Genomic DNA, 14,964 nt, shown 5'->3' with positions numbered 1-14,964 from the left:
TCTCCAAGCCTCACGGCTTTGGATTACTGATTCATTGACAACCCTTACAGCAAGCTAGTTTCCTAACCTACTCCAGAGGGGTGAGTCTCCCCAGTCGTTCATCCCATTTCAGAGATAGTTTCGGTATGCCCTACCGTACTTGAGAAAAAATGCTTTATTCTCTGTACTTGGTGCTTTAAGGTTTTATATGGCCAAAGCATTTCTTGCAAGAACCCCATACCTTAAGTTTTCAAGGTTCATTGCATCCATTAGATGCTGGGTTTTTAGACTGGTTGAATACCCTGCCAGTAGAGTTATTATAGCATTTTTCCTGGCCTTATATCCCCATACCTAAAAGGTAGGGGCGTGTGCGGCAATTTTTGGTAAACAGCAAGATAAATTGAAAAGTCTTCAATCCTCTTTACGACATCAATTTCTGAATTAGCGACATCTAACTCCTGAACAGCGACATCTAATTCCTGAATGTACAATTTGATTGAAATCGGAGCGGCGGGATTCGAACCCACGACCCCCACTACCCCAAAGTGGTGCGCTACCAAGCTGCGCTACGCCCCGACAGACTTATCTAGTATAACATGATCAACTCAAATTAGTAAACACCTAATATTTTTGTTGCTTGAATCAGTTCTGAGACGACTTCAGGGGGCCAACTTCCTTCGCCGCGTCGCCCTGTATTGAGAATAAACTGTAAACCATAAACGTGAGGATAACCTTCTACCTGCATCCAGAGCAAATCACTCTCGGCGTCACAGGCGATTTTTTCAGAGTCCATCAACTCACTCGCCATTTGACTGATTGTGTGACTCAGTTGGGTGAGTAGACGACAAAAATCATTGAACTCTGCTGCGGTTAACTCGATCGCCCAGTGATCACCGCCCACTAACCCTTGATATTCTGTGGCTGTGGGGTTCCAACCTAGACGCCAACCTGTTCCTGTTTTCAGAATGCGATCAACTGATACCATGTTTGGTTGATTAATTCTGTTGGTGGGGGTAGGGGGGTTTATCTAAATTCTTGCTTTGAGACAAAGATCTCGGCTGAACCCGCCCCTACAAAATTATAATTGCAATAATTCCGCGTCTCCCGGTTCTGGAATAGGCGGTAACGGCGAACTTCCTTCGGGTGAGGTTTGAGTGGTGTCTTCTGATGAACTTGAGGGAGAACCCGACGCATTTTCCGAGGAGTTGGGATCAAATGAATTAACTAAGATATCCACTAACTCCTGTCGTTGTTTGCGGTTAAAGCTTCTCACGGTTTCACGATCGCCATCTAGGGGATTTTGTTGTAACGAACCCGCCCCTGGATACTGAGAGTCTAACATCCCTTCGTTTACCCCCAAATAGTCGGCTAATGTTAGCTTCCAATCAAACCGAGATAGGGGAGAACGTCCTTTGACATAAACATGATAACGAATCAATCGCCCGATTAATGTATCGTCTGAGGCGACTTCCCCGGTTTCTAGGGAGATATATTCATTTTTTTTCGGGATATCGGGCATTTGCTGATAAACTTGTTGCCAGACATCGCGAATTCTCACTGCTCGGGTTTGGGGTTGTTGAGCGATCGCCACCCCATTCGTCAACCCTCGAACTCTAGCTAGTCCCTGGAATTGACTAGACTCTATAGCGCTCCCTAAAATCGTTAGAAGGACGACACCTAACGCTAAGAGTACAGGGGGATACCATCGCTTCGGAAATTGAATGATTGCTAACATCAATTTACGTTTGAGTATTGATTCCGGGCTAGCTAGATTTCTGTTAACTTACTACCGTTCTACTATAATTTCCGGTTGAGTCAGTTCATCAGACATTTCAATGATCGCTCGCAGGACAGGCTTCATCACGTTATCATCTACACTGTCAAAATCTTCGTATCGACACCGCTTGGCTCGGTTGGCGACTTGTACTGTGATGCGATAGCGATTGGAAGCTGCACTCATTAAATCGGCAGCCCGACAAGTAATTTCTGTAGAATCAATGCTAGAACGCTTGTACATAAAGTTGCTTTACTCTGAGTCAAGATCTAAGTTACTCTATCTTAACGAATTGTTAAGGTGAATGAGGTTTTATTGCCTTTATTGCTTTTTTCAGCAAGCTCAAACGGCTCAAACTCCTATTCATCTTACCCATTCGTCAAACCCATGACTGGTAGTGTTTATTTTTTACCTAAAATTTGGGTTGAAAGCCCCGTCCTTTTAGGACGGCTTTTTAGGCCAAGTTGTCAATTTAATTTGACTGTGCTAGGAGAGTTTGCGTAGCAGGTCGATAACGCAAATATTGATTCTTGAGTACAAGTTTAGAGGAAAAGACCACCAGTGTCAAGCAATCGATGAGTCAATTCGTACAGTTCAATTTGTGCGAAACAAATGCCTCAGATATTGGGAAGACAATAAAAGTGTTGGACAGAAGGATATCTATAAATACACAACTCAATTTCAAAGTCCCTTATCATTGGATGTATGGTAAACGCAGCCGATAATTGTGGATTTTCGGGTTATAGACGGGGATATTTGGCATTTTATGATTGGCGATCGCACTGATTTGGAATTTGTTGACGTTGACGAATCACCCCCGTTTTTGTAGGATCGTAGCCGACTAAAATCACCTCTCCTTTCTCATTGCGTATCCATCCTCTCGCCGGAACAATATCTAAACTCGAAATAGGTTGATTGAGGTTGGGGGAAATATTTCGCTGCACTCGACTTTTATGAGAGGGTGAATGATGACGGCGAGACTCAATATCTGGAGGCAATTCTATTAAAGGAACTAATGTTTCTTCACTGCGTAAACTTTCTTGAGGACTAGGTGGCAATCCCCCACGACCTGTATTCACAAATGAACTATATTGACCTTTTTTACAGGCATCTTGAGCAATTAATGCAGCCGGATCAACAACCGTTTGAGGCAATTCTACTAATCCTTGAGCGGGGTCAATTTCGCTATTTAATTCAACCGTTCCGCTAAATTCTGCACCCAGTTCAGAGGTTGCAGTAATATCACTGGCTGAGGTTTGTTGAGTACGGAATTGAGTTCCAAAAACGGCATCTGCATTAATAATCACTTGACCCCCTAACCCCGCTTGAGCATTGGCAGAAATATCGCTATTTTCAATTGCAACTAACTGATTACTATTAATCGTAATATTTCCACCCGTGCCTGTTTCTAAGGAATTTGTAGTAATTTGACTGCCCCGACGTAGTTGAATCTCACGCGAATTTATGGTAATATTTCCTTGAGTTCCAAGACGAGTTTCTGCCCTCAGACTTGCCTGATTCAGACGAATTGAATTCGCTTCAACATTTAAACTTCCAGCTTCCCCCGTTGCCGTCGCACTAACATTAACTTCTCCTTCGTTAGCAACGGTTAAATTGGGCGTAAAAATGTTTAAATTTCCCGCATTTCCTGTGCCTTCTGCTAAGGTAAATAAGCGACTATTTTCAACAGTTGAACCAATGGTATCCGTTCCCGTAATTTCTACAGACTCAGAAGCATTAACCGTTAACGTTCCGCCCGAACCCCGTTCGTTATTAATAGCATTTTCTTCGACAAGAGAACCCGCCCCAATTTGCCCGCCATCTCGAATAATTAACCGAGAAACATTTAAGTTAACATTACTTCCGCCACCCGTCCCAAAGTTATCGGCAGATATTCTCGCCCCATTTTCAACAATTAATTCCGGGGTATTGATAATTAATTCTCCAGCGTCGGCAGTGGTAATAAACGGTTGTCCTGACTCATCAATAATTGGCGGTTCAGCAGAAACAAAAATCCCGCTTCTTTGGTCTTCTTGTGGTTCTGAAACGGCTGCGGTTCCACTTAAAATGACTGAATTATTAGCATTAATTGTTAAAATTCCAGCACGTCCAGTATTGCGAGCCGTTGTGCTAATTTGTGCGCCCTGACTGACAATCAATTGATTGGTATTAATCGTTAAATTCCCTCCATTTCCAACACCTCCCTCACCCACCTGAGCATATAAACCACTCGCAAACCGACCATCTGCGGTAGAACCAACGACCTCTACTCCTGAAGCATTTACAAATAAATCACCCGCATTACCAAAACCAAAAGTGTCCGTTGAAATCTGCGCCCCATTCCGAGCAGTTAAACGATGGGTTTCAACAGTGATATTACCTCCATTTCCCGTTGCTCCCGCTTCCACTCGCGCAAACAAACCACTGGGGTTTTCTCTGTTAGGTGCTTCTCCAATCAAATCAATTGACTCCGTTGCTGCGATCGCCAAGTTTCCCGCTTGACCAAACCCCGAAGTTGTAGCGGAAATTTGCGCCCCGTTTGTGAGTGTTAACCGTCCTGTTTCAACGGTAATTGTTCCTCCTTGACCCGTTGCATTCGGACGCACTTCAGCAAATAAACCACCTTGTTGTTCAATGGTTACAGAATCAGAAGCAACGATGAAAATATCTCCACCAATTCCCTCACCCAAAGTAGAGGAAATCATTGCAGAATCACCTGTTAAATTGACTTGTCTACCTTGAATTGTAATCTCTCCGCCTCGCTCTCCAGTGGTTTCTATTGAGGCGAAATCAGACAAACCAATATCTTGAAAATTCTCAACTCTATTGTAATTTAGAGCAAATCCTTCCGACTGAGAACTAATGCCAATATAGCTATTTCCGGCTGCGCTCCCCAACTCAATTCTTCCTGATGGAGCCGTTAAAATTCCACCTTCTAAACGAACATCTCCGCCCACCAAAGCTAAGGTTTGTTCGGACGTAACTTGTAAACCTCTGGTCGTAATCTGTTGACCTATGTTGTCACTTTTAATGATAGTAGATCGGGAGCGAATGACAAGAGATCCTGGATTTTCCCGAAACCTTAAGCCAACAGGAATGTTAATAACTAATAGCGGTGGACTGTTGGGGTTTGTCGCTCTAAATTCTGTTCCATTGGCAAAAATAATACTGTCAGCACTTGTGGCAAAAAACGAACCGCCAATATCAAGGGAGGCATTTTCGCCAAAAATAATCCCGTTGGGGTTAATCAGAAATAAATTCGCAACACCGTTAGCTTTGAGAATACCATTAATCTCAGAAATTGAACTTCCGGTAACGCGAGAGAAAATATTCTGAATGTCAACAGCATTGTTAAAAAAAGCCGTTTCACCCGTTGGTACTGAGAACCGTTCAAAACTGTGAAATAAAGTATTTCCGCTTCTTGTTCCCCCATCAATTTGTCGAATATTCCCTTGGGGAGTTACAACGGAGTTTTGAGGTAGAGTATTGTCTGGAATGATTTGTGCAGAAACGGGTATGGAAGCCAGTGAAACCGTCAGTAAACTCGCTTTAAACAGCCAATCACAAAATACTTTGCTTGAGTTTTTGAACATTATTTATCCGAAATAATTTAACATTTGCTACAGATGAACTGGCTGGAATCATTGCTTTGCCTCACTAGAAAAGTAATTCAATTTATTCTTCAGGATTAACAAAGCCTTCACCAATAGAACGTGCTTCACTGGGAGTTACTGCCCCTAAAATAACTTGAATTGCATCTGGCTTTTCCAAGGTAAAGCTGAGTAAATCTTCCTCAATGATACTTTCTAAAGAGTTAACGGCATCATCAACCTCAGATTGTTCTGAAAACTCGTTGGTAAACAAAAAGAGTTCTTCTAAAACCGTTTCAGTCTCGGTGTCAAAGAATTCATAAAGTATGATACTTCCTTCAAATGAGTCATCAAGTTCAACAATAGGATTGCCCTCCTCATCGGTTGGTTCTAATTCGGCGATTATATCATCTCGTTCAATTAATTTGATCCTCAAATCAACAACTGGGGTAATTTCTGTTTCTACATCCACTCCTGTAAAGACAGGCTCTCCTTCGTTGTTAAAACTAAGAGTAGTACCTTCTTCAATAAGTTCTGTCTCACCATTAAAATTAATCGTATCACCTAAGTTAGCAAGCTGAATACCACTGTCATTATTATAAGTAACAAAGTCTTGAATTGCTTCTGGGAATAAACTCCTTGTATCACTATCGTCTTGATCGTCAATAGTTTGATAGTTATCTCCGTTATTAGTAAGTAGGAATGTGGTCAGTACAGTCGTATCATCAATCTCTCTTTTAGAATAGGTTTGTTCGGAGGGTAGAGGAGGTTCTGCTTCGTTAAGAATAATCTCGTTATCATTAAAGGGATAATCTTTATATATCTGTTGGATTGCATCAGGTTTTTTCCAGGTAAACTGTAGTATATCCTGCTCGATAATATATTCTAGAGAGTTAGTTGCTAGATTATAGTTAATGGGTTTGTTGGGTAAATCCGTATTGGTAAAATCTGTGGAAAAAACGAGTTCTTCTAAAATATTTTCAGTTCCATTTTCACGAAATTCATAAACGATAATATCTCCTTGAAATGAGTCGGGAACTTCATCTATATTATTACCCTGTTCATCAGTAATAGGATTGCCCTCTTCATCAATTGGCTTAAATTTAGCGATTATGTCATCTCTTTCAATAAATCTTACTCTTAAATCTACGACCTCTGGAGTGCTTTCTATAATCTGTTCTAGATCTTCGTCATAAGTAACAGTAACAAAGTCTTTAACTGCTTCTCGGAAATCACCCAAATCAGTATTACTGTTTTCATCAACAATAACTTGATCGTTATTTCCATAATTAGTAAGTGAGAATGTTTTCTCTAGTATAAAACTCGAATTCGTCTGAGAGTAACCGTTTCGGTGTATGGTCTGTTCTTGTGGTTCTATATTAATCGTAACGGTAGCAAAATCGGAGTCCTCTTTTCCATCATTAGCAACGTAGATAAAGCTATCAACTCCCGAAAATCCACTATTAGGAGTATAACTAAATGAACCATTTTCATTCAAGTTAACGCTACCATTTGCAGGCGAATTAACCAATATTGCTGTTAAAGTATTTCCATCGCTATCGGTATCACCATTAAGAACCCCGGAAACAGCATCAACGGTAATGGGGGATTGAAAACCTGTAGTGTAGTTGTCATTATCAGCAACGGGTGGTATATTCGGTTGTGGTTCTGGTTCGGGTGTTGGTGTTGGGGTAATTACAACAGGTGTTGGTGTTGGTGTTGGGGTAATTACAACAGGTGTTGGTGTTGGAGTTGGGGTAACTACAGGTTCGGGTGTTGGTGTTGGAGTTGGGGTAATTATCGGGTCTGGTGTTGGTGTTGGTGTTGGGGTAATTACAACAGGTGTTGGTGTTGGTGTTGGGGTAACTACAGGTTCGGGTGTTGGAGTTGGGGTAATTATCGGGTCTGGTGTTGGTGTTGGTGTTGGGGTAATTACAACAGGTGTTGGTGTTGGAGTTGGGGTAATTATCGGGTCTGGTGTTGGTGTTGGAGTTGGGGTAAATACAGGTTCGGGTGTTGGTGTTGGAGTTGGGGTAATTACAACAGGTGTTGGTGTGGGTGTTGGGGTAATTACAACAGGTGTTGGAGTTGGGGTAATTATCGGGTCTGGTGTGGGTGTTGGGGTAATTACAACAGGTGTGGGTGTTGGGGTAATTACAACAGGTGTTGGAGTTGGGGTAATTGGATCGGGTGTTGGTGTTGGAGTTGGGGTAATTATCGGGTCTGGTGTTGGTGTTGGGACAATAACTTCAGGAAACTGTGGTTCTTCAATTTGACGAGGAATTGCTTCTTCAGTTTGAGGAGGTTCGACTACATTTGAACCCGTGATAAATTGACTAACATTCGCATTTTGAACAAAGGCTATCAAATCACCACTTTGACTGGAAATTGCAACTCCCAACCCCAATTCATTTAGGACAGTTTCCGCATAAATAACTTGATTATTCCCAACATTAATTTGATCTTCTACAACATTAAAATCCGTAATTAGGGCAAAATCATTATTTCCCGAACCGATATAATACAACCGAGATTGATCGCCGAGAACAAATATATCCTGTTCTGAACCGCCAGTTAAAGTATCTATTTCATTGATTCCAGGGTTGATAGCATCGACATCAACTCCCCAGAGAATATCATTACCGCGATCGCCAAATACTTGATCATTTCCCGTACCGCCGATTACGGTATCATTAGCCTGTCCGCCATATTTTTGATCGTTATCTGCACCGCCTTTTAATAAATCATCTCCCAGATTACCAAAGACTTGATCCTCTCCTGTACCATCTTCAATGATGTCACCTCCTTTACCGCCAAATAACCAATCCTCTCCACCCCATCCTATTAAAAGATCGCTATTTTGATTCCCAAATAAAGTATCATTGCCTTCGTTACCATATAAAGTATCATTCCCCTCAAAGCCGAATAAAGAATCATCTCCACTACTACCAGAAATGAGGTCATTTCCTTCTAGCCCAAAAATTACATCAGCTTCACCCGTTCCCGGTAAATTGTCGTTACCTGCTGTTCCGTTTATCTCGATCATGCGGTATTAACTCCCAGATAGTTTAAATAACTGTTAACTTTAATTGGCTTTTACTTTTTCAATGAATTAATGAGTATAATCTTGAGTTAAAATGAGGTTAAGTCAATTCATTTGAATTGAAGAAACCGTAGAAGCTTACGACTTTAATTTCTTTATAGGGTACTCATGGGCTAGAAATAAGTCAACAAACTTTACAAAATTTTAAAATATAAATCATCAGGTAAGCTGACAATCTTGACATCTTCATAACTTGGCAACAGAAGCCAACTTCTTGATTAATCCTTCAAAGAATACTGTTGAAAAGCTTTTTGATGTTCTTCTTGAATTTCTTTTGCTAACCACTCCGGTTCTAAAACTAGAACATTAGAACCATATTGCAGAATACGCTGACGAAACCAAAAAGGGTAGTCTTCTTCTGCTAAAATATCAACAAACTTCCCTTGAGAATCTCGATAAAAAACCTGCTCATTGGCTCGACGAGGTTGATAATTTCTCAATTCACCACTCATCCGATAGTGAATTTTTTGAGTTGGGAAGTTGAACAGAGTCCAAGGGGTATGAGAAGATGGAAAAACTTTTAAAATTCTATCCACCCTCAAAGCTACATTTTGTTCAAAACTTGGCGGTTTTTCGTGTTTACAAAACCAAGTTGGAATAAACGTAAATAAATAAAGCACGCCATTATGTAAACGCAATTCTGAACGGTGAATATCCCAAATTTTTTCATTTCCATTACTGCTACGATACCGAATCGAAAAGCAACACTTTTTGTTTAACCGTTCCTGAAGTTCACGCACCACTGTTTCGGTTTGAGTTTCGCTGTAATCTACGGGAGGGCTAAAATTAACGTTTACAGGACTCGGTTGATCGTTATAATTAATATTAGCAATCCTCAAAATTTGTGCGGCTTGAGTTGAAAATCCCATCTCTCCTAAAAAGTTAGCCGCCATTGCTAACGCCTGTCGCTGTTCAAGAGACAGCAAAATAGGAAAATTAGATTCTATTAGTTTGTAGGGATGATGGGGAGAACATTGAATATCAAAACCACAATCTCTCAATTTGCTAATAGTACGAACAACTTTTTGGTTAATATCGCCACTGGTTTTGTCGTGACGTTCTAAAAAGGTTGAAAGTAAATCACAAAGTTCGTTGCGGGTTAGGGGCTTTTGGGATAACAGCCTGAGAATTTCTAGAGCAAACGCTAGTTGATTGTAATTGTCACGCTTTGGGGACATTGATCTAAGAATGATATAGCGGTGTGCGCTCGTATGAGGTACAAACCAAAAACCCGGTTTCTAGCAGAAACCAAGTTTCTACCCAATCGGTGTACCTCACAGAACTGAAAACTGCTATATTACCCTTCTAATTTTAGTTATTATCATTTTTTGATAACAACTTTTTGAGAAGGGGTAATAGACTAGGATTTAACAGCCAACACAAACAAAACTGTGAAAATATCAATTCAACCCCTTTACTCCCAACTCAACCCCGGAGTTGGTAGCTGTCCTTTAGGCTGCAAAGATTCTTGTATTGTACAGGATAAAGCGCCTGAATTCAAGCCCCTTGAAAATCACACTTGTCCGCTTTCTTCTCATCAAGCAAAAACCTGTGCTGAGGTTCAACAGGGAAGTGCTGATGTCATTTTTAACACAGGAAAAACGGGCGACGGAAAAACATTATCTGCTTCTCTCGCTAGTTTAATCGATCAGAATTTTTGCATGATGGCGCTGTATCCCACGATTGAATTAGTAGAAGATCAAGTCCGACAACAAACGGAATATCATCACCTTTTTGGTTTGGATGCAGAAGAACGAATTGACTGTTTATTTGGGGCTGAACTTGCACGTCGAATTAAACAGGAATACAGCAACAAATTTTTAGCGTTGCGATCGGCAATTTATTATAAACCCATTCTGCTGACAAACCCTGATATTTTTCACCTGATTATTCACCATCAATATATTCATCCGGCTTATGGACGCAGCGAACTTCCTTTGATTTTAGCGGAATGGCCTGATTTGTGGATATTAGATGAATTTCCCTTGTTTGGGCCGCATCAAGAAGCCGCTATATTAAATAGTATGTGCTTTATTCGTCATACCCAACAGCGAAAAAAACGATTTCTCTTTACTTCTGCTACCCCCAAACCTGAATTTATTGAACTGCTACAAAAAGCGGGGTTTAAAGTTGCAGAAATTGAGGGAAACTATGCCAATGAAAAACTGCTGGGTTACAGACCCATTTTACAAGAGATAGAACTTGAATTTGTCGAACTAAAAGATACGGATGTTTCCGGTTGGTTGACTCAGAATGTGAGTTGGATTTTAGAACAATTAGAGCAAGAATTATCCGGGCGAGGCTTAATCATTCTCAACTCTGTTGCTCTTGTTAGTCGAGTCACTAAACAGCTACAACGTTTACTTCCTAATGTTATTGTACGCGAAATTAGTGGACGAATTGATCGGGGAGAGCGATCGCAAATTCAAGCGGAATTAAAAGACGCATCTCAACCTGTTTTAGTGATTGGAACTTCTGCGGTTGATGTGGGAGTTGACTTCAAAATTCACCTGCTTATTTGTGAGGGAAGCGACTCGTCAACCGTGATTCAACGTTTAGGACGTTTGGGGCGACATCCGGGATTTTCTCATTATCAAGCTATTGTTTTAATTCCTGGACATACTCCTTGGGTAACAGCGAGATTACAAGACTATTTTAACACAGAAGAAGCTATCAATCGAGAGACTTTAAATCAGGGGATTCTTGATGCGTTTAGTCCTCCAAGAGACTTTCAAGACTATCGGAGTTGTTGGGGTGCATTGCAAGCTGAAGGAATGTTTGCTCAAATGTTTTCTAAAGATGAAAATGCTAAAGTGAGTCAAAATATTCGCGATTGCATTACCCAAGATTTACAGAGAATCTACGATACAAAAATCCAATCTTACCCTTGGCATTGGTTCGCCCTTTCTAAAGATAATGATGCAGTGGGAAGGGAGACTCAAAAAGAACTCTTAAGATTTCGGGGAGGTTCGGCATTACAAGCGGCTATTTGGGATGAACATCGGTTTTATACCTACGATTTATTGCGTTTAATTCCTCATGCAAATGTTGAGGTGATTAAGCGCGAAGAATTTATTCAAGCAGCGAGTCAAGCCGGACATGATGAAGAAGAATTTCCCGATGAGTATATTCAAGCCTATTTTCGAGTCCGAGAATGGACAGATACTCGACATGAAATCAGCCTGCATTGTAATCGAAGTAGTTCCAAGTTAATCATTGGTGAACTGTCATTAATTGACCGATTAAGTATCGATGGTCATCCGCAGTCTGATGTGATTACTTGTTTATCTCGGAAGAAATTACTCACCTTTCTTGTTCCGGTTGATCGCAAACGAAAAAACAGCCATTGGGATGTGAGTAAAACTCTCAATCTTAGTCCTTTATTTGGATTATATCGTTTGATTGATGGAGATGACCAAGCCTACGCCTGTGCATTTAATCAAGATGCTTTGTTGTTAAAAGCATTAGGATGGCGGTTGAAAAAGTTTTATCGCACTCAAGTTAAATCCTCTATTTTCTAAAACCCATGAACACTTTACTGCAAACTTTACTGATTCAAACCTTACCCGAAGAAACTGACCCGATTTTACGCTCTTATATTGAGACAATTTTACCAGAAATAGAGCGAGAATTTTCAACAATTTCTGCTTTGGGGGGTTCCTACGAAGTTCACCTCAATCAACTCTTAGCCAGAGGCGATAAATATGCCGAAAAAAATGCCCTTTCTTGGAGTAGTCGCGCCGATCAAAATCTTTGTGTTCATGTATTGAATGCGTTACTAACCGCTTGGAACCTGTCAGAATATTTGAGTGCTTCTCAGGCTTTATCTGATGTTGAAAAACGCTTACTCTGTTTAGGAATTACCCTGCACGACTACAACAAATATTGTGACGCTCAGGGCGAAGATGACCCGCCCAAAGCCTATGAAGTTGCTGAAATTCTCAAACTGTGTGAGGAATTGGGAGACAAATTAAACTTTCAATTGTTTTGGTCTGACTGGAAAAATTACCTTCCTGAAATTGGTTTTCTCGCTCAAAATACTCAGTTTAAAGCGAGTACAAATCCTTTCCCGTCAAACTGGCCAACATTTACTTTAAATGGAAAACGGCTAAAGCTTCCTTTGCGTCATTTGTTGGGTTTTGGAGACGTAGCCGTTCACCTAACAGACCCCGGAGAAATTGAGATAAAAACGGGGGGTGAACGTTTGCGAGAACATTTAAACACTTTGGGAATTAAACGAAAATTAGTCTATCATCGTCTCAGAAATAGTCTCGGTATTTTGAGTAATGCGATTCATAATTCTCTGGTTAATTTTGGTGATGAATTAGGATGGAAACCGATTTTATTTTTTGCTCAAGGGGTGGTTTATTTAACACCGTTAGACAGTGAAGCACCGGATATTTTGGAGTTGAAAGCATTTCTGTGGCGCGAAATCAGCCAAGTTTTATCCGGGAAAATGAGCGGGGGTGAAGTTGGGTTCAAGCGGGATGGAAAGGGATTAAAAATAGCCTCTCAAACGTTAGAATTGTTTTCATCTTCTGAACTGATTCGTTTACTTCCTGATGTGATTGATGCACGAGTTGCAAATATTAAAAATCCAGCAACTCCGAAGCGACTAGAAAAGCTAGAACTGAGTGAAACTGAACGAGAACTTTTAGCCACTGGTGCAGATATTCGAGCGGATAAAATAGCCGAATTTATTATCCTTGTTCAGCGAGAATTTTTTGAAAATTGTCCTGAGTTTATTACTTGGATGTTGGAAACGTTGCAACTTCAAGAGCAAATTACACCCGAACAAACTCAAGAACAGTCAGGAGGGGTAAACTATGGATGGTATCGAGTGGCGGCTTATTATATTGCCAATAACGCTCGTTTGCGCCCTGAAGATATTTCGATTAAACTTTTAGAAATTGCTGAAAATTTAGCAGATTGGGCTGATACGAATAATCTATTATATGAATCTGAAAGCCCAACAAAAGCCGTGTTTAATAGCTATCTTGAACAGTATTTAGAAGTAGGAGGATGGGAAACAGAACCGCCAAGTTTTGAACAAGAACTCACGACTTATACGGAAGCAAAAACAAAAGTCGCTAAACAGCCAATTTGTTCTTTGAGTTCGGGGGAATTTCCCTCAGAAGACCAGATGGATTCTGTAGTTTTATTTAAGCCCCAACAATACAGCAATAAAAACCCTTTGGGGGGACGAAAGATTAAGCGGGGAATCTCAAAAATTTGGTCGTTGGAGATGTTGCTAAGGCAAGCTATTTGGAGAGTACCCGCAGGGAAATTGGAAGAACAACAACCGATTTTTCTATATATTTTCCCGGCTTATGTCTATTCTCCACAAACGGCGAAAGCTGTACAATTTTTAGTCAATGATATCAAACGGGTGAGTTTATGGAATGTGCGGAAAAAATGGCTAGAATTTGGATTAGATGTCTCTGGTTTACAAGCAGTTGATTGGCTATCTTCTGAAGCAGAAATGGGAGAGTTTGCGGAAATGAAATATTCAAGCCACGCCCCATTTATGGCAATGACTTATACAACACCGCGAGGAAAAACACAAACAGATGCTTGGGTACAACCTGCTTTTTTGGCTTTAGCTTTGCCGCTTTTATTAGGCGTTAAAGTGGTAACAACTGCGAGTTCAATTCCGCTTTATAGCAGTGATAGTGATTTCCGAGACTCTGTAATTTTGGATGGTGTAGTAGGATTTTGGCAGTTATTAGGTTTACCCACATCGCTAAGAATTCAAGAGATTTATCCAGCAATAAAACGATTATTAGTGGCTTATTGTCTGCATTTAGATAATCGCAGTAAAGGTCAAGAAGAACGTTGGCAAGCGTTTAATGGAACCGTTAGGGAGGTGATGACCAATGTTTTAAATGTTTTTACCTTAGCCAACGAAGGATTACGCCGAGATGGGCGAGATTTTCCGAAATCAAAGGAAGTGAAAACCTATTGGAAATATGCTGAAATTTTGTCAGAAGGAGATGAAAACATGACCGATAAACTAAAAGTCACGAAAGAGTTAGTTAGTCAATACCGCAAGTTTTATCAAGTCAATTTGGGAGAGTCTAGCCATGCGATTTTATTTCCCCTTACTAAAGCCTTAGAAGCGATTCTTTCGGTTCCTGAAAACTGGGATAATGAAGAATTAATTCTGCAAGGTGCTGGACAAATTCAAGCGGCGTTAGACCGTCAAGAAGCCTATAAACGTCCGATTATTAAGGACAAATCAATTCCCTATGAAATTCGACAACAACAAGAGTTTGAAGCCATTCATACCTTTATGAAAACCTGTGTGGAGAAACTGTTTGAAAAGATGTGTAAAGGGGATATTGCTTTACTACAAGAAAACCGCAACCGTATCAAAGCTGGGGCTGAATTTGCCTATCGCATGATTGCTTTGGAGGAAAGAGCGAGTTCAAATCAATTAAATTCAGAAACCCTCAATAATGAGGATTAATTCAATTCTTCTCCCCTCGCCTAACCCCCCTTTCTAAGGGGGGATCAAG

Annotated in this window: 8 protein-coding genes and 1 tRNA gene; 2 read left to right on the top strand and 7 right to left on the bottom strand. The window is 40.6% G+C overall.

What is annotated here, in order from left to right; translation table 11 throughout:
- Nucleotides 1–481: 481 nt before the first annotated feature.
- From WN50_RS21105 to WN50_RS21075, 7 genes are all read right to left on the bottom strand, one after another.
- Nucleotides 482–555: transfer RNA gene (locus WN50_RS21105), tRNA-Pro, on the bottom strand.
- 34 nt (nucleotides 556–589) lie between these two features.
- Entirely contained in the window at nucleotides 590–964 is a 375-nt protein-coding gene (locus WN50_RS21100) for a DUF1818 family protein (protein ID WP_046280248.1), read from the bottom strand.
- A gap of 93 nt (nucleotides 965–1,057) precedes the next feature.
- Nucleotides 1,058–1,714 (bottom strand): hypothetical protein, encoded by a 657-nt coding sequence (locus WN50_RS21095; RefSeq protein WP_046280247.1) that lies wholly within the window; start codon nucleotides 1,712–1,714, stop codon nucleotides 1,058–1,060.
- A 51-nt stretch (nucleotides 1,715–1,765) separates the two neighbouring features.
- Complete coding sequence (locus tag WN50_RS21090; RefSeq protein ID WP_046280246.1) at nucleotides 1,766–1,996, bottom strand: DNA-directed RNA polymerase subunit omega; 231 nt, start codon at nucleotides 1,994–1,996, stop codon at nucleotides 1,766–1,768.
- Nucleotides 1,997–2,517: 521 nt separating this feature from the next.
- Nucleotides 2,518–5,346, bottom strand: a complete 2,829-nt coding sequence (locus WN50_RS21085) for a two-partner secretion domain-containing protein (RefSeq protein ID WP_049560632.1) — start codon at nucleotides 5,344–5,346, stop codon at nucleotides 2,518–2,520.
- An 82-nt stretch (nucleotides 5,347–5,428) separates the two neighbouring features.
- On the bottom strand, nucleotides 5,429–8,389 hold the full coding sequence (locus WN50_RS34225; RefSeq protein WP_049560628.1) for an Ig-like domain-containing protein: 2,961 nt from the start codon (nucleotides 8,387–8,389) through the stop codon (nucleotides 5,429–5,431).
- A 275-nt stretch (nucleotides 8,390–8,664) separates the two neighbouring features.
- Nucleotides 8,665–9,624, bottom strand: a complete 960-nt coding sequence (locus WN50_RS21075) for a helix-turn-helix transcriptional regulator (RefSeq protein WP_046279383.1) — start codon at nucleotides 9,622–9,624, stop codon at nucleotides 8,665–8,667.
- A gap of 213 nt (nucleotides 9,625–9,837) precedes the next feature.
- Between WN50_RS21075 and cas3 the strand changes: the two genes are divergently transcribed.
- On the top strand, nucleotides 9,838–11,967 hold the full coding sequence (gene cas3, locus WN50_RS21070) for a type I-D CRISPR-associated helicase Cas3' (RefSeq protein WP_046279384.1): 2,130 nt from the start codon (nucleotides 9,838–9,840) through the stop codon (nucleotides 11,965–11,967).
- 5 nt (nucleotides 11,968–11,972) lie between these two features.
- On the top strand, nucleotides 11,973–14,915 hold the full coding sequence (gene cas10d / locus WN50_RS21065; protein WP_046279385.1) for a type I-D CRISPR-associated protein Cas10d/Csc3: 2,943 nt from the start codon (nucleotides 11,973–11,975) through the stop codon (nucleotides 14,913–14,915).
- Nucleotides 14,916–14,964 lie beyond the last annotated feature (49 nt).

Source organism: Limnoraphis robusta CS-951, from assembly GCF_000972705.2.
Note: the sequence above shows the minus strand (reverse complement) of the source record. Positions and strands in the feature narration are given on the sequence as shown.

Bases quoted from the DNA above. Each gene is read 5' to 3' on its own strand.
- WN50_RS21100 (WP_046280248.1), bottom strand. From the start codon at position 964: ATGGTATCAGTTGATCGCATTCTGAAAACAGGAACAGGTTGGCGTCTA.
- WN50_RS21095 (WP_046280247.1), bottom strand. From the start codon at position 1,714: ATGTTAGCAATCATTCAATTTCCGAAGCGATGGTATCCCCCTGTACTC.
- WN50_RS21090 (WP_046280246.1), bottom strand. From the start codon at position 1,996: ATGTACAAGCGTTCTAGCATTGATTCTACAGAAATTACTTGTCGGGCT.
- WN50_RS21085 (WP_049560632.1), bottom strand. From the start codon at position 5,346: ATGTTCAAAAACTCAAGCAAAGTATTTTGTGATTGGCTGTTTAAAGCG.
- WN50_RS34225 (WP_049560628.1), bottom strand. From the start codon at position 8,389: ATGATCGAGATAAACGGAACAGCAGGTAACGACAATTTACCGGGAACG.
- WN50_RS21075 (WP_046279383.1), bottom strand. From the start codon at position 9,624: ATGTCCCCAAAGCGTGACAATTACAATCAACTAGCGTTTGCTCTAGAA.
- cas10d (WP_046279385.1), top strand. From the start codon at position 11,973: ATGAACACTTTACTGCAAACTTTACTGATTCAAACCTTACCCGAAGAA.